Genomic DNA, 25465 nt, shown 5'->3' with positions numbered 1-25465 from the left:
ATCGCCGCCGATTCCATGGTCAGTCGCCAGCCCCCCGGCCCGGCGTCTGCCCGACCGATGTGTAAGTTCATGGCATCAAATCGATCTCATGTCGGCGGCAGGCGCGGCCATTTCCCAACCCGTCTGGTGCCGACCCCATGTCCGCTTCTACAGGTGAACGAAACACCCGTATTCCCAGACACCCACCGGATCGGGCTATGCTAGACAGACTCGCGGCGACGCCAACGGTTTGCCGCAATGCCCACTTTTGTCCCGGCAATCCGCTTCAAATCCATCCATCGTCCCATGCGATCCACTGTCCTAATGATCAGCGGCTGGTCCTACGGCGCTGGCGCCCTGGCCCCACTGGCCCAGCGGTTGCCTGGGAACATGGATTCGATTTCGCTGTCGGCCGAAGAAGTGCTGACGTCGGACCGAATGGATCGTTCCCTGCGTGACGACCGCCGATACATCTTGGTCGGATGGTCGATGGGCGGCATGTTGGCGCTGCACTGGCTGGCCCGCCAGCCGAACCTGTTCAAAGCGATGGTGTTGGTCGGCAGTACCGCAAAGTTCAGCAGCGGCGACGGTCATCACGATGGCGTACCGAAATCGCGGTTGCGAGCAATGTCGTTGGGGCTGCAGCGGGACCCGACCGACGTCCTTGCACGTTTCGACCGTCTGGCGGCCGAACCGCATCCGGTGCACCCGACGGTGACCGAATGTCGACAAGCGAACGAGCCATCGACGGACCTGGACGCAAAACAACGTGACGAATCACTGGCGGCCGGGTTGAGATTCCTGTCATCCAGCGACTTTCGTCCGCTTTTGGCAACCGTCACCGTGCCCACGTTGATTCTGCACGGCGAAGACGATGAAGTGATCCCCGCGCGGGCTGCGACGGAAATGGCACACCGAATCAAAGATTCGCACCTGGAATTTCGAGCCCAAATCGGCCACGATCTACCTGTACGCGATCCCACTTGGGTCGCCGAGCGGATCGAGCAGTTTTGGACCAGTGATGAGGCTGACGGCAATACAGACTGACGACGTCGGACAGCGTTTCTCGTCAGCGGCGACGACCTACGATCGTCACGCTGACGTGCAAGAACGCGTGGCGGCCGATTTGATGCGCTGGGTCGGCCGGACACCGCTGGGCCAAAAATCTTCACCCGACCGCATCCTGGAAATCGGCTGTGGGACCGGACGCTTGACCGTTCGTTTGGCCGGTCGCTTTGCCACATCCCAATTGACGGCCATCGATCTGAGCGCGGCAATGGTCAACGTGGCGCGTCAAAAATTGCCACCCGATCACTCTGCCGCGCTGATCCCCAGCGACTTGCGTGATTTCGACGCACCGCCGTTCGATTTGGTCACCAGTGCATCGGCGATCCACTGGATTTTGCCGATTGACAACGCCTTTGCCGCTGCCGACCGATTGACCATTCCGGGCGGGCGCGTCGTCATGGCCTGGATGATCGAGGGCACGCTAGGCGAACTTCACAACGCGCGTCTTCGCATGGTTCCCGACAAACCGCCCCAGTCCGCCCTTCCGGCGTGGCCGCAATGCTTGGACGCGATCGAACGAACCGGTTGGACCATTCATCGCGCTGACCAGCGGACTTACCCCACACGTCACCGATCGGCGATGCATTTGTTGCGGGCCATTCATGACCAAGGGTTGACCGGCGGCCCATTTTCACGGGCTCAAACACCGCTTAGCCGTGGTGAATTGGCCGCCGTCATGCGTGATTATCAACAGCGTCATGGCCACGACGACGATACCGTGTCGGCCAGTTACGTCGTGGGATTCGTCGACGCGACCAAGCCCGCTTGAGCGTGCTTGTGGATCGACCGGCGGGTGTACTATGGCTTGGGTGTGCCCTTGGCTTTGAACTTTTCTTTTAGCTGTCGGCTGAAGTCGTCATTCCACTGGTCCGGTTCGGTCACCGACGTCCAAGCATCGATGTAGGCCGATGGGGCATAGTTGTGTCCATAGCCGATCGGAACACTGGTCGCCATCGGCATGTCAAACGCCACCTGCAAGAACGTCACAACCGGGAACCAACGCAAATAGGGCGACACGTCCGGGCCACGCGGTTCGGTCAACCAATCCGGTCGGTGCCAGGCAAGGGTCGGTGAAAACCAGATCATCGGATCACTGGCGTGTTGAATGTAGACGTTTCGCATCGCCCCCCAAGGCCGTGAAGGGTTCAACGCATTTTTTGCTGCGGTGAAGCGGACCAAACGGCTGTCCCGATACACGGGCAACCAAGCGGGCGAATCCGGCTGGCGGTCGCGAACGATTTCGTTCCATCGCTGGCTGGGAAACGGAGGCCCGCTCCAAACCGCCCCCTGAATCGGATCTTCGAAAATCGTGTACATGTCGGCGCACACTTCCGACCCGAGCGCCCCCAGACTTAGCCCTTGCAAGTACAGCCGCGGTCGGTCGTCCACCGGCAGGTCGGTCCAATAACGATAAATCACATCGAACAGCGCGTCCGCCGAAACGATCGAACGCTTGGGATCCACCAGAATCGTGATCCAACTGGGCAAATAGGAATATTGCGTGCTGACAATCGCGCAATCGCCACCGTGAATGAACTCCAGGGTGTCGACCGCTGACGGGTCCAACCAACCGGTACCCGTGGGCGTCGCAACGACCAGCACGCTACGGTCGAAACCGCCGACCCGGATCAATTCCTTCAGGGCCAATTCTGCCCGCTGCTGCGGCGTTTCCGCCGAACGCATGCCCACATAGACGCGAATCGGTTGCGGAACATCACGGTCAAGAAACTCACCGATTTCGTCGGCACTGGGACCTTGCCCCAGAAAAGCCTTGCCCTGACGCCCGATCGAATCCCAATCCACCAGAGATTCATCACTGCCGCATGCCATCGGGTCACTGGGATGATCGATGTCTTCTTCGATCAACGCATCCGCTTTCAAAAACACGCCGTCGGCAAAGTTCACCAACCCGCGAATGACAACACCATTGGCGATCACCCAAACGATCACAGTCACCAAGATTGTTCCCAACGTCACCGCAATCCGACGCGGCAAGAATCGATTCAATTGATTCGCAGCGAACACCGACGAATCGATGAACATGCGTGTCAGAGCGACCAGCACGGCGGCGAAAACGATCGCAATCGCGCTGGTGCGATAGGGATCCGCCGTTTGCAGACTTGGCATCTCCATCAATTCGCGAATCGAATTCTGCCAGAAAGTCATCTGGCGAATGCCACCTACGAAACACAACGCCACCACGATCACGGTCGCAATCTTGGCGATCCGCTGAAGCTTCTGCGGCGCGTGGGGAAGTTCAAAAAAGCGATAAATCCAAACCAGCAAAACGCCCAATGCGTATCCGGCGGCGATCGAAAACCCCGACAGCAAACCCTGGGTGACGTAATGCCGGGGTAACAACGATGGCGTCACCGAAGCAGCGAAAAACAGCGTGGCAAAAACCAAACCGACAAACGAAAACGATCGCCAGTATTCCACCAACCATCGCCGTACTCGCCGCGAAAACGCGATCGATCGTTTCGCTTTTGACATGAGCCTGATTCAACTATTGAAGATGTCGAAGCCAACCATCGACGACGACCAGAGTCCAAGACCCGGCGTCTATTGATGTGTGTGACCATCGTGGGTTCGTCAACCTTTGACGCGGTAACCGATCTGTTTCAGCTGACGCCGAACCGTGTCCAGATGGTCACCCTGTAATTCGATCAAATCCTGTTTCGCTTTGACCGTTCCGCCGGATCCACAGACCGCCTGTAACTGCTTCAGCAAATGCGGCAAATCATTCGCGGTCGCGGTCAAGCCTTCGACGACCGTCGCGACACGCCCGCCTTTACGCTTTTGACGCTGGATCTTGGCCGTTTGTTGTTCGGGCGGCAAACGTTGACGCTCGACTTCTCGTTTCCGCTCGTGTTCGGCTTTCTGCGCAGCGGTGCACTGACAATCGGCTTCCACTTTGCCACACAAATCACAGGTGGGCGGAATGTCGAACTGGGTTCCGGCAAACAATCGTGTCATCAATCAGTCAACCAAAGTCAATTGTCAACATATCTCTTTATCCCTTCGGATGGTCGACGACCATCGTATCGTTGTTTTCCCTGTTCGTCTCCGGGAATGTCGCAGCATCAACGGCTCCCGGCGCGACTTATCGGCCCTAAAATGTGACCTTTGGCCTCGACGTCTTGCCCCCCTTCATGACCACCGTCGACAGGACGACCATCCCAATGCCGTTTTTTCGTATTTATCCACAACCCTGCCGTTTGCCGGCGTTGATCGTTGCGATCGGCGTTTTGATGACCAACATCGGTTGCGCGGTGGATACCGCCCCGGCGCCGGATGCACCGGACTGGGAAAATCAACATGTCATCGGCATCAACAAGCTGCCGCCGCGTGCCCACAGTTGGCCGCTGGCCGGCACCGTGGCCGCCGCCAATGGCCAGACAACCGATTCACCTTGGGTCCGTTCGCTTAACGGCCAATGGAAGTTCCACTGGGCCAAAGATCCGTCGTCACGACCGGTGGACTTTTATCAGCCTGACTTTGATGCCACCGGTTGGGACAGCATTCAAGTGCCCGGGAATTGGCAAACCCAGGGCTTTGGATTGCCCGTGTATTCCAACATCCCTTATCCGTTCAAGAAAGATCCGCCGAATGTGATGGGAGATCCGCCGGCCGATTTCACCAACCACGAAATGCGGAACCCGGTCGGTTCGTACCGTCACACGTTCGATGTGCCTGCGGATTGGTCGGGACGGAAAATCGTCTTGCATTTTGCCGGCGTTGATTCGGCCTGCTACGTGTGGGTCAACGGACAAAAGATCGGCTACAGCCAGGGCAGCCGAACGCCCGCCGAATTTGACGTCACGGACTTTGTCCAGACAGGCAAGAACCAATTGGCGGTCGAGGTCTATCGATACTGCGACGGAAGTTATCTGGAAGACCAGGATTTTTGGCGTCTAAGCGGTATCTTCCGCGACGTCTATTTGGTGAGCTCCGACGAACGTCGCATCCGCGACTTCTTTGTCACGACGGACCTGGATGACGCCTACCGAGATGCCGAATTGTCGGTGCAAATCGAACTGGAAAACCGTTCCGATGCGGACGCAACTCTGTCCGTCGACGTCCAGCTATTGGATGACTTTAACGAAGCCGTTTTCCGTGACACCGTGACCACGGAATCAATTCCGGCCGGCTCCAAAGGCAATGTTGCGCTGACCGAAACGATCCAACAGCCGAAACTGTGGTCCGCCGAAACGCCCAATCTGTATCGCTTGGTGCTGACCCTGTCCGACGCCGAAGGAACGGTCATCGAGGCCCGACAATGCGAAGTCGGATTCCGCGAAGTCGAAATCATGGATGGCCTGCTGCACGTCAACGGACGTCCGGTTTATTTGAAAGGCGTGAATCGTCACGAACACGACCCGCAAACCGGCCACACCGTCAGCCGTGAATCAATGATCCGCGACATCGTGTTGATGAAGCAGTTCAACATCAACGCGGTACGCACCAGCCATTACCCCGATGATCCCACGTTCTATTCGCTGTGCGATCAGTACGGTTTGTACGTGATCGATGAAACCAACATCGAATCGCATGGCATGGGATACAAACGCGAATCGCTGGCCAAGGATCCGTTGTGGGAAAAGGCTCATTTGGACCGAGCGATACGGATGGTCGAACGTGACAAGAACCACCCCAGCATCATCATTTGGTCACTGGGCAATGAAGCGGGCAACGGAGTGAACTTCATGACCAATTACGACTGGATCAAACAGCGCGACCCGTCGCGTCCGGTTCAGTACGAACAAGCCCATTACGACCAACGCAATACCGACATTCGATGCCCGATGTACGCGACGATTGACAAGATTGTCGACTACGCCCGCAATGATCCGGACCGACCGTTGATCTTGTGTGAGTACGCGCACGCGATGGGCAACAGCGTCGGTAACTTGCAAGACTATTGGACCGCCATCGAATCTTATGACCACCTACAAGGCGGATTCATCTGGGACTGGGTGGACCAGGGCCTGGTCAAATCAGTTCCCGAGGGTGACCATTTACCGACCGGCTTGAAGCCCGCGTTCGGTGACTCTGACACTTTCTTTGCCTATGGCGGTGACTTCGGCGACAAGCCCAACGACGGCAACTTTTGCATGAACGGTTTGGTCCAGCCTGATCGTCGGCCCAACCCGCATCTTTGGGAAGTCAAGAAGGTCTATCAAAATGTGAAGGCAAGTTCCGAAGCGCCTTCCCAAGGCAGCTTCACGTTGCAAAACAAATTTGTCTTCACGAACTTGGACCAGCTGGAGACGCGTTGGACGTTACGCATCGATGGTGAAGTGGCCGACACCGGTTCGCTTGGACGTCTGGACGTCCCGCCGCTTAGCACCGCCGACGTCAAAGTTCCCTTCGACTTGAAAGAATCGGGTCCCGGCGAAGCGTTGCTGACGCTTGAATTTGTCCAGCCACAGAAAACGCTTTGGTGCGATGCCGGACACCGTGTTGCTTGGGACCAATTCGAACTGCGTCCGGCGGCCGCCGAAGCGACCAAGATGCAAGCGAATGATGGTCAACCACTGCGTGTGACCAATAACGAGGCGACGCTGGTCATCCAAAACGCGGGCAACACGTTGGAATTCGACAAGTCGACGGGTGCGATGTCGTCCTGGATCGCCGGCGGCAAGGAATTGTTGACCGGACCGCTGCAATTGAATTTCTGGAAGGTCCCCAACGACAACCAGTATCGCAACCGTTATTTACAGCGATTGGGTGTCTGGCAAGACGCGGTCGACCAAATCAAAGTCACCGAGATGGATGTCCGGAACGACGGCGAAAAGGTCGTGGTGCAATTCGATTCGAAGCTGCCCAGTGTCGATGCGACGTGCAGCGTTCGATACACCATCACCGACGGACAATCGGTGGACATCAAAGCCGCCTATCAGCCCGGAAAACCGCCGGCCGATCTAATGCCGCGGTTCGGCATGCAAATGCAAATGCCCGAAGCATTCGGGCAAGTCCGATGGTACGGTCGCGGACCGCACGAGACGTACTGGGACCGCAAGACCGGTGGAGAAATCGGGACCTACGAAGCCCAAGTCGCCGACATGGTGTTTCCGTACTGTCGATCACAGGACACGGGCAACCGCACCGATGTGCGGTGGATCGAACTGAACGATGGCGATGGAACCACCGTGCGCGTGACCGGTGATGCGCCGGTCAGCGCCAGTGTTTGGCCGTTCACGATGGACGATTTGCAACAATCCACCCATCCGTACAACCTGCCGCGTCGTCCGATAAGCGTCGTCAGCATTGACGAAAAACTACACGGCGTCGGCGGCGATAACAGTTGGGGTGCCAGGACGCACAGCGAGTACACCCTGGCCAGTGATCAGCCGCATCAAATCGGATTCCGGATGCGGGTCCGCTCAGGTCAGTCGGACTAGAACTGCACTTGATACTTGTCCGTCATCTTGCGGCGCGTGTCTGCGGTCATTTTGTCGATCGTTGAAAGCGTCGACGTCCAATTCGCATAGGCGTTGCCGCGAGCCTGGGCATTGTTCACGTTTGCCGCGTTTAGGCTGTTGTAGTAATAGCCTTCGCGGTAACCGTAGCCACCGTTCCAACCATACGAGTATCCGGCGCTGCCGTAGTAGCCGCCATTCAGGCTATCGCGTGCGTTTTGTTTTCCGACAGCGATATTCCCTTGGCGAACCGTCAACGCATTGCCACGCAGCAACTGCGCGACGTCGGTCCCGTACTGGACCATTTCGGGGTCGACGTTCAGCGTTCCCAATTCTTCGATCTGACGAGCGCGTTGGTCATGCCATTTGGCCAAGTGCCCGGTTGATTGCGATTTATGGTTGCGCGTCTGTTCGATGATTTCATTGACTTGGTCGAAGTAATACTTGGTGCGATAGACCGCCTGTTCCTCCTTCGAACGCGACTTGGCCGCCGGATCAGTGGCGGCGGCAGCGCGACGTGCCTGACGTTCCAAGCTGAACATGCTAAGCACACCGCTAAGGGTGCTTTCAGTGATCGGACCTTGGAACTGCAGAACGTTTCCTTCGACCTTAACGTCCCACGTCAAGATTTCAGCGGCTGAGGTGCCGGCGTTATCCAAGATCTCGGCCAACATTTCCTTGGCGATCAATTTCAGCCCCGCGGGCGATTTGCTGAACTCGAATTTCACGATGCATTCGTTCAGACTTTTTCGTCCGACGATGATGCTGAAACCTTCCATCGATGCCAGGGTCTTGGCGACGTTTTCCGGCGGGTTGGATTTCAGCGACTTCAAGCCTTCCAAGTGCTTGCTGAGCGGGACCGGCGAAAACGCATTCTTGGTTTCGATCGCCAACATCGCCGACAGATACGATTCGGGTTGCCCCGCCATTCGCGTCAGGAAATCGCTGTAGTTCACGCTGACACTGGGTGTCAACCAACCGGACAGCAACGTCCGATCGGCCGGTCGCAACATGCCCAACCGATTTTCCTTGCCGGCCAGAAAATAGGTCTGGTTCGGTGACCAAACGACCTTCTCGCCTTCCACTTCGTCGACATAGCCGCCCAACGAATCGGCCAACTGGTCGGGCTGGACGGTTTGCTTCAGCGTGGCATAGCCGGCTTCCCAGCGTGGGGACATCTTGGACAGATCCAAGTCGGCGATCAGCCAGTAGTCTTCGATTCCCTGGGCGGCCCGTTTGGCAACGCCGGCGGCCGATAGCAATTGATTCAGGGCAGGGACGTTGACGTACCCAACCGTATTGGCCGGCGCGGGGGACTTCTTCAACAAAAGCGCGATTTTTTCGTCATCATCAGCCGCCGCGACCGTAGTAAAAGTAACGGCCGCCAGTAGCGACAAGCCATGCGACAGTAGGCGATTCATGTTTGCTAGCTCGGATGCAGAGGGATAAAGGGCTGCGGAAAAGACGGTGTATCGACAGCATAGCCGCCGGTCAGCACGTCCGCCGGTCTGCCTGGCAAAGGGACAAGTGTGCCCGGAACAGGCGTGCCCAGAACAGGACACAAAATACACGGGATATTTTGTGCCTGTTAAACTCCCAAGCCCATCCCCCGAAATCCCGCCACCTTTCCAGCGTCTCGCCAGAGACGGCCGCCCACCTTTGCCGAACTCTCACCCCGACTTCACCATTGCCTCACCAATGAGTTTCAAAACCTTCCACCTACTGGCCATCTTGAGCCTGTGCGTTTGTTCCCATTTGCAGGCCCAAGATCGCCCCAACGTGATTGTCGTGCTGGTCGACGACATGGGCTATTCGGACCTCGGCTGCTACGGCGGCGAAATCGACACGCCCAACATCGACGCACTGGCCGGGCAAGGTCTGCGATTCACCCAGTTCTATAACCAGGGGCGGTGTTGCCCGACGCGGGCCAGCCTGATGACCGGGCTGCAGCCACACCAGACGGGCATCGGGCACATGACGGCGCCCCCCGGCAAACCGTTGGGCATCACCGGACCGTACCAGGGATATCTGAACGATCAATGCACGACCCTGGCATCGGTGTTGCGTAATGCGGGCTATCACACGTTGATGACGGGCAAGTGGCACCTTTCGGGCGACCAAGAACAGTGCCAGCCGACACGCCGTGGCTTTGATCAGTTTTTCGGATGCCTCAGCGGAGCGATCAACTACTTTGAACCGGCGGGCGATCGCGGACTGACACGCGGCGACCAACCAATCGATGCACCGGAGGATTTCTATGCCACCGATGCGTTCACCGACGAAGCGATGCAGATGATTCGCGATGTCACCACCAAAGACGACCGTCCGTTCTTTTTGTACTTGGCCTACAACGCACCCCACTGGCCGCTGAACGCCAAGTGGGAAGACTATCAAAAGTATCGCGGGAAGTATCGTGACGGCTGGAACGATCTGATCCGTCGTCGCAATGAACGTCAGCGAGAACTTGGCATCCTGGACTCGGACACAAAACCGGCTCCCTACCCCGGCCCTGACTGGGATTCGTTGAAGCCGAAACAACGCGATCGCCTGGACGCGGTCATGGCGGCCTACGCGGCGTGTGTGGATTCGGTCGACCAAAATATCGGCAAGCTGGTCGGGTTCCTGGACGAACAAAAGCTGACCGACAACACCATCATCTTTTTCTTGTCCGACAACGGTGCCTGCCAGGAAGGCGGCAATTTCGGCAAGGGCGATGAAGCGATGGTCAAGAACCCGCCGCTTCGCACGACCAACGGCGTTCGATTGGGTTTGCACTGGGCCGGTGCCTGTAACACGCCTTATCGCAAGTACAAACACTTCGTTCACGAAGGTGGCGCTTGCACGCCCATGATCGCCCATTGGCCCGCGGGAATCCCCAACAAGCTGAACGGTTCATTGGTCGATGAAGTGGCTTACCTACAAGACTTCATGCCCACGCTGATGGAATTGGCCGGCGGATCCTATCCGTCCGATGTCACGCCGATCGAAGGGCGTTCGATGCTGCCGCTGTTGAAGGGTTCAAAAGATCCGATCCACACCGAAACGATCTTTTGGGAACACGAGGGCAACGCCGCGGCCCGCGACGGTGACTGGAAACTGGTTCGTGAATACGGCAAGCCGTGGGAACTGTACGACATGGCGAACGACCGAACGGAACTGAACGATCTGGCCGACACCCGCCCCGAGGTTCGTGACCGATTGATCGCGGCTTGGGAATCATGGGCCGATCGAACCGGCGTCGCTTATCCCGAGCGTTTCAACATGTACGAATACTTGAACAAGTTGAACAAGACCCCGGGGCATTCGTCGAAGTGAGACAAGCGTGCGGCCGACTGCCCGTTTCGCTTGATCAACGGCGTTTGCAACGTGGCGACAGCCACGCTGCATCGATGATCCCAACCGATAGCGATGCGTCAGCTTTCCGGCTGTGCACGGATGATCGAATCGATTGAGGAATCCTGTGACACCGCCACGGATCTTCCGGTGATGTGGCGGACGATCTTGTCGACGTGTTCGTGACAGTTTTCCAAAAAGACCTTGTAGCGACTGGATTGCGTGCCGGCGACCGCCGTCCCGGCCACATACACGCCCGGGACCGAGGTCATCATCGTTTCGGCATCGTAGGCCGGATGGTCGCCCGGATGGACCAATTCGATGCCGATTTCGCGGAACAGCGTTTTGTCTTGTTCGTAGCCGATCAGCGTCAAAACATCATCCACCGGGACGATTGTCGGCGAAGCCCGATCGATATCGCCGCTTTCGGGGTCGACCGCGGCCAGTTCCACTTGGCTTGAGGTGATCCGGAGTGGGACCGTCGAGAAATGGGCGGTGATGCGGCCGGCACGGATCAGGCCTTCGATTTCTGGACGAAGCCAATACTTGATGCTGGTGCTGGGCAAAGAAGGAGCACGATACGAAAGCGTCACATCGGCACCGACGTGGTACAGCCGCAACGCTGCCTCGATGGCGCTGTTTCGTCCGCCAACGATCAAGACACGACGACCGAAATACTGGTGGACCTCGCGTAGGTAGCCATCAACATGCGGCAGGTCTTCGCCGTCGATTCCCATGCGTCTCGGATGGTCGGTACCGCCGACCGCCAACACGACTTGACCGCAATGAATTTGACGCGGTCCCGCCGGTGTCTGAACCAGTACCGTCAGCCCGTCGCCGTCGCGTTGGACCGATGCGACGCGTTGGCGGCAACGCACATCCAGTTCGAATTGCTGAACCACGGAGCGCAAATAGGTCAGATACTGTTCCCGAGTCGCCTTGGTTTGATCCGGGGTCAGCAGTGGAACGCCCGCGATCGCGATCCGTTCATTGCTGCTGAACCAACGGGTGCCCGGTGCCCACCAGGACATCGTTTGCCCGATCACCCCTGCTTCGATCACTTGGGCGTCCAGACCCGCGTTACGGCACGCCACCGCGGTTTCAATTCCAATCGGTCCCCCGCCGACGACCACGACTTGGCAAGACGACGTTGGGCATGGCGGCAAGGCATTCAATGCGGGGGTCCTTTTTCGTTGGCCTTCTGGAGTCGTTCATTGGCCGTTTGGTGAATCGTTGGACTTTGCCAGATTCACAGGCGTTCCGGGGCTTTGCCGATATCGGCCGGTGCCCCAAGGTTCGATTGCCGGGTGTTCAATCTGGCACAACCCAGCGAATCGTCAATCGGCGACCGTCACCGCACGCCGGAATTGCCTGAAAGTGGCATCCCCCACGATTTAGCGGCTATCGCAATCGGCGGCGGTCCGATACGGTCTGCGTCGATTCAATTTTACGCACCCGGCCAGACTGGTACGGGTGGTCGCCGCAACACGCGGCGAAGCGACACGACTTCTGATCGTCCGGCGTATTCCAACCGCCGGTCCTGTGCACTCGCCGAACGACGCCGAAACCGGTTTCGCATTCAATATCGGCAGAAAAACCACGAAGTGACGTCGCCGCGAAGGTTGTCGGCGCTGTGCGAATGCCCACAAAAAGGCACCAGCACCGCGAAAAACGTCGGGGATTTCCCACGTGACAACCCGGATCGCAATCACCTGAAGTGACGTCCAATAGGCACCGCCGATTGTATCGGCCGAGCCAAGATGTGATGGCATGCCGACGAATCCCGATCGGCCAAGCGTGCTCCCACTGCGTTGCTGTCCATTTTTTCGATCAGAGTATCCATCTCGTTATGACATTCGTTTCCGAAATTTCTCCCACGTCCGACGCCGACACCTCGGAAGTTCAGCCCGCCCCAGCAGCGGACAAGCTTGAGACCGAAGCCACGACCGTCGGTGAATCCGCCGTCGTGGAGGGTGTCCCCGCTGATGGCGCTGCGGCGGAACAGGCTGTCAGTCCCACCGGGGAACAGGATTCCAGCGACCAGGAAGCCAGTGATCAGCATCCCGCCAATCAGACTTCCGACGACCAGGCCATCGGCGACCCGACTTCCGGCGACCGAGATCAGCAGGATCAGGTCGTGAACTCGGGCGAAGCGGCCATGAGCGAAGCGGCAACAACTGCTGATGCCGAATCCGAAACCGAGTCGCAGCCAAGCGAAACGGCCGAAGCGGTCACGCCGGCGTCGCAAGAGGATCCATCGGTTGCACCGGAGTCGGATCAACCGTCCTTTGCCAATCTGGGACTGGCCGAAGAGGTTTTGCGTGCGGTCGAAGCTTCGGGTTACCAAAGCCCGACAGAAATCCAAGCAAGGGTCATTCCGGAACTGGCCAGCGGTCGCGACGTGCTGGCTCAATCGCAAACCGGGACCGGCAAGACAGCCGCCTTCGCATTGCCCATCCTCAGCCACGTCGACTTGCACGGTGACACGCCGCAAGCGTTGGTGCTGACGCCGACCCGCGAATTGGCCATCCAAGTGGCTCGCGCGTTTTCGACGTACGCGGGCAAGACCAAGAAGTTTCGCGTGGCGGCGATCTACGGCGGCCAAGATTACGAACCACAGTTGAAACAACTGCGACGGGGTGCTCACGTCGTGGTGGGTACGCCTGGTCGGGTGATCGATCACGTCAAGCGTGGTTCGCTGGACTTGTCGTCGGTCCGTTGCCTGGTGCTGGATGAAGCGGACGAAATGCTGAACATGGGCTTCTTGGAGGACGTGGAATTCGTTCTGCAGCATTCCCCGGAAGACCAACAGATCGCTTTGTTCTCCGCGACGGTTCCGCCGGCGATTCGAAACATCAGCAAGCACTATCTGTCGGATCCGGTCCACATCACCGTTCGTCGTAAACAGGTGACCGCAGAACAGATCGACCAAAAAGCCATCATCGTTCCGCCGCGTTTGAAACAGGAAGTCTTGCGACGATACCTGGAAGTCGAACCGACCGACGGCGTGATCGTGTTCACCAAGACCAAGGACGCGACGATTGCCTTGGCCGAACGTCTTGGCCACGGCGGCTTTCGTGCGATGGCACTGAACGGCGACATGCCGCAAAAGGTCCGCGAACGTACGGTCGCACAGTTGAAGGACGGCCAGATCGACATCTTGGTGGCAACCGACGTCGCCGCCCGCGGCTTGGACGTAAAACGCATCAGCCACGTGGTCAATTTCGATCTGCCGCATGACAACGAAGCCTACGTCCACCGGATCGGACGCACCGGACGTGCGGGCCGCGATGGGCACGCGATCTTGCTGGTCACGCCGGCACAGCGTGGCAAATTGCGCAGCATTGAAAAAACCACACGCCAGAAAATCGAGATCGCTCAGCCCCCGTCGGCCGAACAACTGAATCAGAAACGGATCGACGAATTCAAGGCGTCGGTGAAGGAAACGGTGGAATCCAAAGATCTGGAATTCTTTACCGGTTTGATCGAATCACTGGCAAATGATTCGGACCTGACGCCACAAACCATTGCCGCCGCACTGGCATTCCAGTCACAGCGTGGACGATCGTTCTTGGCGAAAGACTTGCCGACCGCCCCCGAAAAGAATCGCCAAGCGTCGCGAGAACGAAATGACCGTAACGACTCGTTCGGCGATGATTCGTCACGACGTTCGGGGCCCCCGCGTCGCCTGGGCCCCGTCCGAAAGGGCATGTCGCGATACCGAATCGAAGTCGGGCGACGCGACCGAGTGAAGCCGGGAAACATCGTCGGTGCGATCGCCAACGAAGGCGGCATTGATGGCCAATTCATTGGCCCGATGTTGATTCACGATACGTTCACCATCCTGGACCTTCCCGAGTCGATGCCGCATGACGTGATGGAAACGCTTCAAAGAACCTGGGTGGCCGGCAAGCAGTTGGGTCTGAAAGTCGACACCGGCGGTCCCAACCGCGTCGGTGGCGGCGATCGGTCAGGCGAAGATTCGCCCGGACGACCACGTTTCAAACGTGGAAAGTTCCAACGAGGACGCGATGACGACCGCGGACCCGCCGGCAAACGAGGCCCGCATTCCAAGCGTGGCGCTGGCAAACGCGGACCAGCCGGCAAGGGCGGTTATTCCAAAAAGCGTCGCTAGACGGATCAGCCGGTCCGACGGCGACGAACGCGTCGCAGCAACGGCGGCAACACCGCCACACCCAACACGCCAAAACCGGCCAACGCCGCCGGTCGGTCACCGAGCATTAGGTAAGCACTGCTGCGGCGATCAACCTTCGGCTGGGCGATGATGTGCCCGGCCCGGCCATGCGGCACGCGGTCGACGATGCATCCGAAGCTGTCGATCCATGCAGTCGGCCCGCCGTTGCCGGCCGACAAGACCGGCGTGCGGCATCCAAGCGCCACAAACTGGTCACACCGTAGGTGATGTTGGACGACCGCCGTGTGGTCGAACCAGGCGTCGTTGGTCACCGTCACAATCGCGTCGGGTTTGATGCTTTGGCGCTCGACGATTTCGCGGACGTGATTGACTGCCACCCGTTCGACCGCGGTTTCGATACAGATGTTCGCCAACAGACGACTCTGCCCGACCGTGAAGGTTTTGGGACCATCGCCAAACGCCAACCCCAAACCGGGCGGCACCCATTCTTTCAGCACCGGCCAGGTGGACAAAATGGGGATGTATTCACCGAACATCACCAAGTGATTCTTGCCATACCAATCCACGTCCAAGGCCGGCGTCAGGTGAACCAGACCGCTGTAGGCACGGGGCACCCCGTCTTGGATGACCACACCGCAACCACCGATCAGATGCGTCCGCGACTTGTCCGCACTGGCACCAGTGATCGGACCGCCTGAAAACTCCGGTGCAACCGATGGAAACTCCCCATCGGTTGCCGTCGGCATCCAAGCGCGCTGCATATCGGCCGCCCGCAAGGCAAAAGCCTGCTGCCACTCGTCGGCCCAGCGACGATACTCGTCTTCCGATGCGCTGTCGTCTTCAGGTGGGGTAAACGGGGTGGCGACTTCCATCCACGGCAGGCCTCCGGAATACATCGATTCCGGCCAAACGACAACGGGCGTGCGTCGGGCAGAATCTGTTTCCAACTGTTTCGCCACTTCGATGCATTTTCGCGCGTACGTGTAAAAGATCTCCTTGGGGCGTTCTTCGTCCTGGTCGTATTCGGTCTGTTCGTCCAGCCCCAACAACGCGACCGACAAATCGCCTTCGCTGGGTTGGTACCGCAAACGCATTTCACCGTAGGCAAAGCACGCCAGGGCCGTGACACCGGCCGCAACAACACCGGCGGCCGTGTGTGCGAATTCGCGACGATGTACGAACGCTTGGCACAATTGAAAAATGGCCGCCCCCAACATCGCGACCAGGAAACTGACGCCATAGCTTCCGAACGTATCGGCAATCTGAATCAGCCGGGAATAAGGGGCGAAGCTGTGCCCCAACATACAAGCGGAAATACCGGTCAATAGATAGTTGCGGATCCATTCACAGCCGACCCAGGTCACCGGGACGGCGATGATCCAGGGCACCGACCAATCTCGCATCCGACGGACCACCACGGCAAACAGCACGACATAAACGCCTAGATATCCGGCCAATGCGATCCAGGCGAAATACAACAGCGGATGCGCGTGCCGCAAGCCTTGCAAAGAAACGGCCCAAAATGCGAAAGAAGCCAACCACAGCCAAGCAAGACGATGGGTTCCCCGGCGATTCGCATCGCGGTAACGAATCCACCAGAGCAGCGGCACTAGCGCCAGCGGCGCACACCATCCCCAGGCGACCGGCGGCTGCCCGAGCCAACGGATCAGTGCGTATCCCCAAGGCAAGACCGCGAACCACCACGCCATCGAGCGGATGGTTTCCTGGCCATCGCGGTGACCGTCGTGTTGATCGTCTGGTTTCGGCCGGTCATTCATGGACCGCATGATAGGAATTCGGCTTTCCCGTTCCAATCGCGGATTCGCCGGTTTCACGCGGGTCTTCCCCAGACTTTCATTTCCCCTGAATCGATCACCAGGCCGGGGACAAAGCGCACGGAGATGCCGCCAAATTCACGCGTTGTCTACAATGACGCGTCTTCTTTCACGATGCCTAAGCGGAGCGACATGAGCTCATTGGAATTTTTAGGGCCTTATCGAGTCGGCGAACTGATCGGCCGCGGCGGCATGGGATCCGTCTATGAGGCGACGCACGAACAGACCAAGGAAAAAGTGGCGGTCAAGCTGATCGCCAGTCACGTCGCCGATGAAATGCGATTCCGCCGCCGCTTTGCCGCCGAAGTCGAAGCGTTGAAACAGTTGCGGCACGAAAACATTGTTCGTCTGATCGGATACGGCGAAGAACAGGGACAGCTGTTTTACGCCATGGAATTGGTCGACGGCGAATCCCTGCGGACGATCATTCGGCGTCAACAGCGTCTGCCTTGGATCCGTGCGGTCGACTTTGCCATCCAGATTTGTGGCGCACTGAAGCACGCCCACGACGTCGGCGTGATCCATCGAGATTTGAAGCCGGCCAACTTGCTGGTGGATCGAAACGACAAAATCAAGATGGTGGATTTTGGGATCGCTAAGCTGTTCGGTTTTGGCGAACAAACCATGGCGGGTTCCGTCTTGGGGACCGCCGACTACATGGCCCCCGAACAAGCCGACAGCGGCAGCATCACGATCCGAACCGACCTGTACGCGTTGGGCAGTGTGATTTACGCGATGCTGGTGGGACGCCCGCCCTTTTCCGACAAGAGTTCGACGAAGGTGCTGGAATCGTTGCGGCACGAAACGCCGGTATCGCTGCAAACGCTCGATCCCAACCTGCCCGATGACTTGGTGGACTTGGTGGATGAATTGCTGGCCAAAGATCCAGACGACCGCCCGCCGACGGCGCTGAAGGTGGGCAACCGGTTGAAGGCGCTTCGTGCGGGGATGCTACGGGATTCCACTTGGAATGAACGCGGCGCGGCGACGCAGTTGCTAACCGAATCGGAAGCCAAAGACTTCGTGGCGGCACATCAAGCCAAAGCCGATGTCGATACCAGCCCCGAAGGCACGGCAACCGGCAGCATCGAACCTCCGGGTGAAGCGGGGTCGATCAGCGGTGACGACACGGGCGAACGCCACAAAGACCGCACCGGCGAAAGCCGTTCACGAAATGACATCGGCACCAAGGCCAACGACCAAGGTTCTCCACCGGCAAAGGATTCGTCCAATCCAGGCCGGTCGGCCAATGTGACCGTCAACGTTCCGCCGAATCAGGCCACCGAGGTTTCGCAGCAACACGGCGTGATCTCGGACGATCCCGCCCACAACGATGCATCACGCACCCACTTCCAAACCGTCGATGCATCCAAGCGATCCGATGACGGCCAAGTGCATCCGGATTCCAACAAACCAACGTGGATTCACGGGTTATCCCTGGCCGGCATGATCGCCATCTTGATCGGCATCGGCGTCTATCTGTTCGGCACGATGCGAACGCCATCGGCCGATGAATTGTTCGATGAAATCAGTCGTGCCGAATCAGGAAATCGGCTGACGTCCGTCGAACCCCGCATCCGCTATTTCTTGAACACTTTCGGTGACGACCCCAGACGCGAACAAGTCGCCACTTGGCAACTGGAAATGGAACTGCAACAGGTGATGAACCGGCTGCAATTCAAAGTCAATCATCGCGGTCTGGACCAGTTGGCTCCTCACGAACAGACATTCTTTCGCGCGATGCAGTTGCGGTCCGATTCACCGGAACAAGCGGGCGAACAAATGTCGCTGTGGCTGACCCTGTTCGCCGGTGCGGATACCGTGCAATCGGATCAGGTCCAACAGATGACGCGGCTGGTTCGCCATGAACTGGCGCGTCTGGACGCCGGTGAATCGGTGGAATCATCCGATCCGCGGATCCACGAATTGATGCAACGCATTTATGCCAGCCGACACAAGCGGTCCGAACAGGAACGCAAAGACATGCTGAACGCGTTGATCCGTTTGCACGAAAACGACCCTTGGGCCGCCCCCGTGGTCCAGCGTGCACGAGAAGAACTACAGTCAATCGAAACGACCGATGCGGTTACCGCTGCCGCGGACACTCAAATCGACGCCGACACCGAGGTCCAAGACACGCAAATTCCCGGCATCGACGATTCCGTTGCAGACGAATCGAACGAGTAGCTCCACCGACCAACCGGCCGGATCACTTGCCGGATTTGCGTTTGCCCGTCAGCTTTTCCATCTTCTTGACTTCGGTTTCCCCGACGACCCAGCCCCGACAATTGGGTGCACCACAATTGCAACGTGGAATCCAATCGGCGGCTTCCCACTGATAGTCAAACGTGATTTCCGTGCCCGCTTCAATGTTGCAAAATGCCACGAATCCCATCGTGTATTTCGTGATCTTCATCAGCTCGGTGTTCGGGCTGCAAGAATGGTTCACATAGCAGGCCGGGACGCCGGGTTCCAAATACCACTTGTCGTCAAATTCCATGACGTAGGTGGAACCTTCATAGTCCTTCTGACTCAGCAGTTGCCCGCGGACTTCCAAAATCAGTTCGCCGGGCAAAAATTGACGGGCGGCAAAAACACCGCACCCTTTTGAACCGCCACGATCAATCACTTCAATGTCACGATCGTGATACCGACGATACCCGAAGTCATCTTCGATCTTCTTTTGAAGCATCTCACGACGCTTCTTGGTTAATCCCATTACGATCAACTTGCCGGTCTCGTTTGTCGAATATTGCTGACCAAGTCCATGTGAATCTGGGCAGCATAGAAAACCACGGCAGCAAATCAATAGACGGCGCGCAGAATCGTCGAAGCACGCTTCCGGGATTGATCGGGTCCGGTTGAATTGGCTGTTGGTTGGGGGGACCAGCTTCAGCGAGACCGGTTAGGCCTGGGATCCGTAGGGCCGTGTGCTGATGACGCCTTCGGTCGGACTGCTGGCGGTCCCGTACAACTTGCGCGGGATTCGCCCGGCCAGAAACGCTTGGCGTCCTGCGATCGCGGCGTGCTTCATCGCCGAGGCCATTAAAATCGGGTCGCGGGCGTGGGCGATCGCCGTGTTCAACAACACCCCGTCGGCACCCAATTCAAATGCATCACTGACATCGCTGGCGGTCCCCACACCGGCGTCGATGATCACCGGGTAATCGGGATCGTCGTCTTTCAGGTATTCCAAGATGATCCGCAAGTTGTTGATGTTCAGCAGACCTTGGCCGCTTCCGATCGGGCTGCCGGCGGGCATCACACTGGCGGCACCGGCCTGCTTCAGTTTCAACGCGGTCACCGGACAATCGCTGGTGTAGCACAACACGCTGAAACCATCGTCGACCAGCTCGCGGCACGCAGCCACGGTTTCGATCGGATCGGGCAACAGTGTCTTGCTGTCGCCCAAGACTTCCAGCTTGACCCAGTCCGCGCCCGGGTTGCCCAGGGTGCGGAGGATTTCACGTCCCAGCTTGGCGGCACGGATCGCATCGGCGGCGTTGAAACATCCCGCCGTGTTGGGTAACAGCGTGTAGCGATCCCCGTCGATGAAGTCCAAGATATTGCGACCTTCGCGGTCGTACAGTCGTTCACGCCGCACAGCGACGGTCACACAATCGGCACCGGAGGCGGCCAACGAATCCCGCATCTGGTCCATGGTGTCATAACGACCGGTGCCGACAATCAAGCGACTGGCCAGCGTGTGTTTGCCGACCACCAAGGGCCGGCCGCCGTCGGGATCCGGATCATTGCGGACGTCATCGGGTGTTGTCACAGTTGCCATCATCCACCTCCCACCAGCGTGACGACTTCGACGCGGTCGCCGTCGTTCACGACGTGGTTGTCATAGTCTTCGCGAGGGACGACTTCTTCGTTGACTTCCACCGCCAGATAGTTCGGCGGGACGTCGACGGTGTTCAACAGCTGGCGAACCGACATCGCTTTTTCGACGGTCGTGGGTTCGCCGTTGACGGTCAAATGAATCATGGTCCGCTGCTTTGTCGCCCGATCGTTTGGGTCATACACAAACGTGATCAGCGGTGCGTGGCGGTCCGCCATCGCACCGGCGATCGTTACCCGTTCAATCGTAGCGAGGCCGGTGAAAAGGGAACATTCCCCGCACAGGTCCACCCGCCTGAGATAAATCGTCGCGGATCAGGCGGTGGCTTCGTCGAAAGCCGAATCGAAGGCACGATTGCTCGGCGAAAAGTCCAGCTTCTTGGTGAATTCGCAGGCTTCGCGGGCGCCGAAGGTCCGTTCCATGCCGCTGTCTTCCCATTCGATCGACAGCGGGCCTTGGTAATTGATGTCGTTCAAAGCGCGAATGATTTCTTCGAAATTCACACCGCCTCGGCCCGGGCTGCGGAAATCCCATCCACGACGTGAATCACCGAAGTTCAGGTGGCTGGTCAGAATTCCGCTGCGTCCGTCCAAGGTGACCAACGCATCCTTGATGTGCACGTGATAGATGCGATCGGGGAACGTGCGGATGAATTGCACGGGATCAACGCCTTGCCAGATCAGGTGGCTGGGGTCGAAGTTGAATCCGAATTCCGGCCGATGATCCAGTGCTTCCAACGCCCGCTGCGCGGTGTAGATATCAAACGCGATTTCGGTCGGGTGGACTTCCAAAGCGAAGCGAACACCGCATTCACCGAACACGTCCAAGATCGGATTGAACCGCTCAGCCAACAGATCAAACCCGGCGTCAATCATCGACGGCGGGACCGGCGGAAAGCTGTACAGCAAGTGCCAAATGCTGCTGCCGGTGAATCCGTTGACGACTTCGACACCGAACTTTTGTGCCGCCCGCGCGGTGTTGGCCAATTCTTCCGCCGCACGCGCGTTGACGGCCGCCGGATCGCCATCGCCCCAAACGTAGTCGGGCAAAATCGCCTGGTGTCGCTCGTCGATGTTGTCCAAAACGGCTTGGCCGACCAAGTGGGCGCTGATCGCATGACACTGCAATCCTGCATCATCCAACAGCGATCGCTTTTTGTCGCAATAGTCGTCTTCGGCCAACGCCTTGTCGACCTCGAAGTGGTCTCCCCAGCACGCCAGTTCGATTCCGTCGTATCCGAAATCGGCGGTCATGCGGGCCATTTCACTGATGGGCAAATCGGCCCACTGTCCGGTGAATAAAGTGACGGGGCGAGGCATGGTTGCGAATAACTCCGAAAGAGGCGGTCGACGTTTCAGAAACGATGAATGCAAAAAGATCACCTCGCACCGATACGTGCGTGGCGGCCCAAGGCGTGCCGACGCGATCATCGGCCAAAGCAGACCGATGCGATGGCGGCACGGGGCGGCTAAGATTGTCGCGGCTGGGTGAGACGGTGGCAACGGGTGCGATGTTTTGCCTTACCGCACCTGCCCGGGCGTCCTAGCGGACGTTGCCCCCGAATGGGATCCCGATTGCCCCTGCTACCCCTGCGGATGGCGGCGGTCCAAACCGTCGCCGGTCAACGCGACCGGCCAAAGTGCCCCAGGGCGAACGCCACCCGACGTGCGGCGGCGGCGTCAGCAGGGGTGGAATCGCCCGCTGTCGGATCCGTCGGCAATGCTGGCGAATCGATCGTCGATTGCGGTGACGTCGCAGCAGCAGCCATCGCGGCCTGGCGGGTCATCGAATCGACACGCCGTTCGCGACGATCCAGTTCCGCCTGGCGTACGTTCAGGTCGGCTTCGCGGGCGTCCAGTCGGTCGGCCCATGCCTGCAATCGCGTCACCAAGTCGGTCGCGTGCAACCGCAGGGCGTCCTCGGCGGTCAAGCGTGGCCCATCGCCCTCAACGGACGCATCGGCTTCAATCCAAACGTCTTCATCGATCGACCGTTGCGTCGACTCGATCCGTTCCGGGCCGGCGTCCCCAAGGCCCCAATCCGACAGCGCGATATCCGAAAAATCGCCTGGTCGCGATTGATCGCTTCCGCCAGACTTTCCGGCCGGCCCGTCTGGCAATGCATCGACCGCATGCGGACCATCGATTCGCCAGTGCGTCCCCGGTACCGGCCCCGGGCGTTGCCCATCGTTCGCGTTCACCGGTTCCGCCTCGTCTGGCCCAGCGTTCGCCTGGGAAGCCCGATGTGGGCCCCGACGATCACTGGTGCGATTGGACGATGAAGACGGTGACATGAATGCATCCCGACCGAATCGAGGAACACAGAAGCTGGGAAATGGCGGCAGAGCCCGAATCGTTGGGCTGCACCGACACCGGACAACGCCTGTTCATGTGGTCGATCGGCCAAAGGCACGTGGGTTGCTAAACAGTGGACTGATGAACCGCTAAAATGCGTGACTTTGCCCAGCGGTCTTGACGTTTGAAACAGTCGTGAACTTCAACGCCTGTGACGTTTTCAACTATCCACTGTCGAAAGACGGGAGCCTTCGTTCATGCCCCACGCCGATTCCGTTTCCGCAACGCTCTCGATCGCCCAGCCGCCACGTCGCCAGACGCCGTCGATTTGGTGCAACCGTCTGGGTCGGGTCGCCGCAATTTTCGCCATGGTGACGGTTTTTCCGCCGGCGACGACGCTGCGTGCAGATTCTCCGGACCGATCGGCCGATTTGCAGCAGCGAATTGACCAGATGGCCAACCGTGGCATCGAGTTTTTGCGCGCACGCGGCCAGGCCGACGACGGTTCGTTCAGCGGTGAAACGGGGGCCGCAGTCACGGCATTGGCTGTCCGAGCAATTCTGGAACACCGCGGCACCGCCGGCACCAACGATCCGGTCGTTCGCAAAGCGCTGAAGTACTTAGAAGAGATGGTCCAGCCCGATGGCGGCATCTATCGCAAAGGTTCGCTGCACCGAAACTACGAAACGTCCACAGCGGTGATGGCGTTGGTCAAGGCGTCCGAAGATCCCAACATCGGCGATCGATACAACAGCCAACTGCAACGCGCCGAAGCTTTCTTGAAAGACATCCAGTGGGACCAGGGCGAAGGCACCGAATCGGACGACACGGCGTACGGCGGTGCAGGTTACGGCAGCCATTCGCGTCCCGATTTGTCCAACACGGCATTCCTGATCGAAGCTTTGCGGGAACTGGACAACGGCCCCGATGACGAGAGCATTCGCAAAGCGTTGACCTTTGTTTTACGGACGCAAAACCTGGACGGCCAAGGCAACACCACCGAATTTGCCGACAAGATCGGTGACGGCGGTTTCTATTACACACCGGCCGCCGGCGGACAAAGCAAGGCGGGCGAAACCGACGGCGGCGGGCTGCGCAGTTACGGGTCGATGACCTACGCAGGCTTAAAAAGCATGATCTACGCCGGGCTGACGCGCGACGACCCGCGTGTGATCGCTGCGATGAATTTCATTCGTGACAACTACACGTTGGATCACAACCCTGGCATGGGGGCCCAGGGTCTGTACTACTACTACCACACCTTTGCCAAAGCCTTGGCGGCGGCCGGCGTGGAAGTGTTGGACGACGCCGATGGGAAACCTCATGACTGGCGTGCCGAATTGGTCGACCAACTGGAATCCAGCCAGCAGGCCGACGGATCCTGGGTCAACGACCAAAGCGAACGCTGGATGGAGGGCGACCGACAACTGGTCACCGCCTATGTTTTACTGGCATTGGCCGAAGCCAAGCGTTAAAACGCAACGCCCCGACGCGCTGGCCGCCTCAGCAAAACGGCCCACCGATGCCGTTTTGCCGCTGACTCGCCGCGACGGCCGACTCGCCCGCTGTGCCCCACACTACCCGCGCATGCCCACATCCCCGCCGCCATCGCCCCCCAACGATCCACCAACCGGTGAATCGTCCGCGCCGCTGGAATACGTCGTGCGATACGGCACGATGCGGACGCTGGGGGTGATGACCGCCAAGACCACGTTCGGATATGGCGACGATGTGATCGTGCGAACCGATCGGGGGACCGAATCGGGAACCGTGCTGTGCCAGGCGACGCCGGTCGCAATCGCGGCAATGCAGGAATCAACGCAGGGGCGAATTTTGCGGCTGCAAGACATCGACGACCGTAAACAGCTGGCCTATTTGAAAACGTTGACCGATGCCGCGATGGCCACGTGTCAACGTTGCGTCGACGCACTGGACCTGCAGATGGAATTGGTCGACGTCGAACAAATATTGGGCGGCGAACGTGTCGTGGTCTACTTCATCGCACCCCAGCGCGTCGACTTTCGACAACTGGTCCGCGACCTGGCCAAAGAGTTTCAAACGCGGATCGAGATGCGGCAAATCGGTGTGCGAGACGAAGCGAAAATCTTGGCCGACTATGGCGATTGCGGCCGTCCGATCTGTTGTGCCAACCATCTGACGAAGATGCCGCCGGTGTCGATGAAGATGGCCAAGCTGCAAAAAGCAACGCTGGACCCGAACAAGATTTCCGGCCGCTGTGGGCGTCTAAAATGCTGTCTGCGTTACGAATTTGAAACCTATCAATCCCTGGCCGACGCGTTGCCGCCGGTCGGCAGCCAGGTGGTCACCCGCGACGGTACCATGGTGGTATTGAACCAGGAAATCCTGAGCGGGCAGTTGTTGGTCAGCACCGAAGACCGTCGACGTATCCTGATCAACGCCAGCGACGTGTTGACGGTTCAGCAAAAATAGGGAATTCCCCCCTCCGCCCGCGGTGCCAGAAACGCTAACGTGGGTCGCCACCGACGGTAAATCGCCGTCGCCCATCAATCACC

At 58.7% G+C, this 25465-nt stretch carries 18 protein-coding genes; 8 read left to right on the top strand and 10 right to left on the bottom strand.

What is annotated here, in order from left to right; genetic code table 11:
• The first annotated feature begins 285 nt into the window (after positions 1-285).
• A complete protein-coding gene (locus HFP54_RS09135) occupies positions 286-1026 on the top strand; it encodes an alpha/beta fold hydrolase (protein WP_168564891.1) in 741 nt (246 codons plus the stop codon).
• Entirely contained in the window at positions 1001-1816 is an 816-nt protein-coding gene (locus tag HFP54_RS09130; protein ID WP_168564890.1) for a methyltransferase domain-containing protein, read from the top strand. The genes HFP54_RS09135 and HFP54_RS09130 overlap by 26 nt, the downstream gene beginning before the upstream one ends.
• 29 nt (positions 1817-1845) lie before the next feature.
• Here the strand turns inward: HFP54_RS09130 and HFP54_RS09125 are convergent, their stop codons facing one another.
• Complete coding sequence (locus HFP54_RS09125) at positions 1846-3540, bottom strand: alpha/beta hydrolase (RefSeq protein WP_168564889.1); 1695 nt, start codon at positions 3538-3540, stop codon at positions 1846-1848.
• A 99-nt stretch (positions 3541-3639) separates the two neighbouring features.
• Complete coding sequence (locus HFP54_RS09120; protein ID WP_146415491.1) at positions 3640-4023, bottom strand: translation initiation factor; 384 nt, start codon at positions 4021-4023, stop codon at positions 3640-3642.
• Between the two features lie 206 nt (positions 4024-4229).
• Here HFP54_RS09120 and lacZ point away from each other — a divergent pair, with 206 nt between their 5' ends.
• Entirely contained in the window at positions 4230-7451 is a 3222-nt protein-coding gene (lacZ, locus tag HFP54_RS09115) for a beta-galactosidase, LacZ type (protein WP_168564888.1), read from the top strand.
• Here lacZ and HFP54_RS09110 read toward each other — a convergent pair.
• Positions 7448-8890: a hypothetical protein gene (locus HFP54_RS09110; protein WP_146415493.1), complete on the bottom strand. Its 1443-nt coding sequence runs from the start codon at positions 8888-8890 to the stop codon at positions 7448-7450. The genes lacZ and HFP54_RS09110 overlap by 4 nt on opposite strands.
• Before the next feature lie 277 nt (positions 8891-9167).
• Between HFP54_RS09110 and HFP54_RS09105 the strand changes: the two genes are divergently transcribed.
• A complete protein-coding gene (locus tag HFP54_RS09105) occupies positions 9168-10784 on the top strand; it encodes an arylsulfatase (protein WP_168564887.1) in 1617 nt (538 codons plus the stop codon).
• A 98-nt stretch (positions 10785-10882) separates the two neighbouring features.
• Here HFP54_RS09105 and HFP54_RS09100 read toward each other — a convergent pair whose 3' ends face one another.
• On the bottom strand, positions 10883-11977 hold the full coding sequence (locus tag HFP54_RS09100; RefSeq protein ID WP_168564886.1) for an NAD(P)-binding domain-containing protein: 1095 nt from the start codon (positions 11975-11977) through the stop codon (positions 10883-10885).
• Between the two features lie 674 nt (positions 11978-12651).
• Between HFP54_RS09100 and HFP54_RS09095 the strand changes: the two genes are divergently transcribed.
• Positions 12652-14937 carry a DEAD/DEAH box helicase gene (locus tag HFP54_RS09095; protein ID WP_235951519.1) on the top strand — a complete coding sequence of 762 codons (2286 nt, stop codon included), beginning with the start codon at positions 12652-12654 and terminating at the stop codon, positions 14935-14937.
• Positions 14938-14942: 5 nt separating this feature from the next.
• On the opposite strand, the gene HFP54_RS09090 is transcribed toward HFP54_RS09095, so the two are convergent.
• Positions 14943-16745, bottom strand: coding sequence for an apolipoprotein N-acyltransferase (locus tag HFP54_RS09090; RefSeq protein WP_168564884.1), 1803 nt, complete (start codon positions 16743-16745; stop codon positions 14943-14945).
• Positions 16746-16925: 180 nt separating this feature from the next.
• On the opposite strand from HFP54_RS09090, the gene HFP54_RS09085 reads away from it, so the two are divergent.
• Positions 16926-18980 (top strand): serine/threonine-protein kinase, encoded by a 2055-nt coding sequence (locus tag HFP54_RS09085; RefSeq protein WP_168564883.1) that lies wholly within the window; start codon positions 16926-16928, stop codon positions 18978-18980.
• 22 nt (positions 18981-19002) lie between these two features.
• On the opposite strand, the gene HFP54_RS09080 is transcribed toward HFP54_RS09085, so the two are convergent.
• From HFP54_RS09080 to HFP54_RS09060, 5 genes are all read right to left on the bottom strand, one after another.
• Positions 19003-19512: an SET domain-containing protein gene (locus HFP54_RS09080; protein WP_146415499.1), complete on the bottom strand. Its 510-nt coding sequence runs from the start codon at positions 19510-19512 to the stop codon at positions 19003-19005.
• A gap of 186 nt (positions 19513-19698) precedes the next feature.
• Positions 19699-20580 (bottom strand): thiazole synthase, encoded by an 882-nt coding sequence (locus HFP54_RS09075; protein ID WP_168564882.1) that lies wholly within the window; start codon positions 20578-20580, stop codon positions 19699-19701.
• Complete coding sequence (gene thiS / locus HFP54_RS09070) at positions 20580-20855, bottom strand: sulfur carrier protein ThiS (protein ID WP_235951517.1); 276 nt, start codon at positions 20853-20855, stop codon at positions 20580-20582. Before thiS ends, HFP54_RS09075 begins: the two co-directional genes overlap by 1 nt.
• Before the next feature lie 96 nt (positions 20856-20951).
• Positions 20952-21956, bottom strand: coding sequence for a sugar phosphate isomerase/epimerase family protein (locus HFP54_RS09065; RefSeq protein WP_146415500.1), 1005 nt, complete (start codon positions 21954-21956; stop codon positions 20952-20954).
• Positions 21957-22258: 302 nt separating this feature from the next.
• A complete protein-coding gene (locus tag HFP54_RS09060; RefSeq protein WP_168564881.1) occupies positions 22259-22837 on the bottom strand; it encodes a hypothetical protein in 579 nt (192 codons plus the stop codon).
• 462 nt (positions 22838-23299) lie between these two features.
• On the opposite strand from HFP54_RS09060, the gene HFP54_RS09055 reads away from it, so the two are divergent.
• Positions 23300-24406, top strand: coding sequence for a prenyltransferase/squalene oxidase repeat-containing protein (locus HFP54_RS09055; protein WP_168565209.1), 1107 nt, complete (start codon positions 23300-23302; stop codon positions 24404-24406).
• A gap of 112 nt (positions 24407-24518) precedes the next feature.
• A complete protein-coding gene (locus tag HFP54_RS09050; protein WP_235951513.1) occupies positions 24519-25382 on the top strand; it encodes a PSP1 domain-containing protein in 864 nt (287 codons plus the stop codon).
• The last annotated feature ends 83 nt before the right edge of the window (positions 25383-25465 follow it).

This window comes from Crateriforma spongiae (assembly GCF_012290005.1).
Lineage (GTDB): Bacteria > Planctomycetota > Planctomycetia > Pirellulales > Pirellulaceae > Crateriforma > Crateriforma spongiae.
Note: the sequence above shows the minus strand (reverse complement) of the source record. Positions and strands in the feature narration are given on the sequence as shown.

What these genes read in the sequence shown, in the direction of transcription:
- HFP54_RS09135 (WP_168564891.1), top strand. Translation starts at nt 286, where the DNA reads ATGCGATCCACTGTCCTAATGATCAGCGGCTGGTCCTACGGCGCTGGC.
- HFP54_RS09130 (WP_168564890.1), top strand. Translation starts at nt 1,001, where the DNA reads ATGAGGCTGACGGCAATACAGACTGACGACGTCGGACAGCGTTTCTCG.
- HFP54_RS09125 (WP_168564889.1), bottom strand. Translation starts at nt 3,540, where the DNA reads ATGTCAAAAGCGAAACGATCGATCGCGTTTTCGCGGCGAGTACGGCGA.
- HFP54_RS09120 (WP_146415491.1), bottom strand. Translation starts at nt 4,023, where the DNA reads ATGACACGATTGTTTGCCGGAACCCAGTTCGACATTCCGCCCACCTGT.
- lacZ (WP_168564888.1), top strand. Translation starts at nt 4,230, where the DNA reads ATGCCGTTTTTTCGTATTTATCCACAACCCTGCCGTTTGCCGGCGTTG.
- HFP54_RS09110 (WP_146415493.1), bottom strand. Translation starts at nt 8,890, where the DNA reads ATGAATCGCCTACTGTCGCATGGCTTGTCGCTACTGGCGGCCGTTACT.
- HFP54_RS09105 (WP_168564887.1), top strand. Translation starts at nt 9,168, where the DNA reads ATGAGTTTCAAAACCTTCCACCTACTGGCCATCTTGAGCCTGTGCGTT.
- HFP54_RS09095 (WP_235951519.1), top strand. Translation starts at nt 12,652, where the DNA reads ATGACATTCGTTTCCGAAATTTCTCCCACGTCCGACGCCGACACCTCG.
- HFP54_RS09090 (WP_168564884.1), bottom strand. Translation starts at nt 16,745, where the DNA reads ATGCGGTCCATGAATGACCGGCCGAAACCAGACGATCAACACGACGGT.
- HFP54_RS09085 (WP_168564883.1), top strand. Translation starts at nt 16,926, where the DNA reads ATGAGCTCATTGGAATTTTTAGGGCCTTATCGAGTCGGCGAACTGATC.
- HFP54_RS09080 (WP_146415499.1), bottom strand. Translation starts at nt 19,512, where the DNA reads ATGGGATTAACCAAGAAGCGTCGTGAGATGCTTCAAAAGAAGATCGAA.
- HFP54_RS09075 (WP_168564882.1), bottom strand. Translation starts at nt 20,580, where the DNA reads ATGGCAACTGTGACAACACCCGATGACGTCCGCAATGATCCGGATCCC.
- thiS (WP_235951517.1), bottom strand. Translation starts at nt 20,855, where the DNA reads ATGGCGGACCGCCACGCACCGCTGATCACGTTTGTGTATGACCCAAAC.
- HFP54_RS09065 (WP_146415500.1), bottom strand. Translation starts at nt 21,956, where the DNA reads ATGCCTCGCCCCGTCACTTTATTCACCGGACAGTGGGCCGATTTGCCC.
- HFP54_RS09055 (WP_168565209.1), top strand. Translation starts at nt 23,300, where the DNA reads ATGGTGACGGTTTTTCCGCCGGCGACGACGCTGCGTGCAGATTCTCCG.
- HFP54_RS09050 (WP_235951513.1), top strand. Translation starts at nt 24,519, where the DNA reads ATGCCCACATCCCCGCCGCCATCGCCCCCCAACGATCCACCAACCGGT.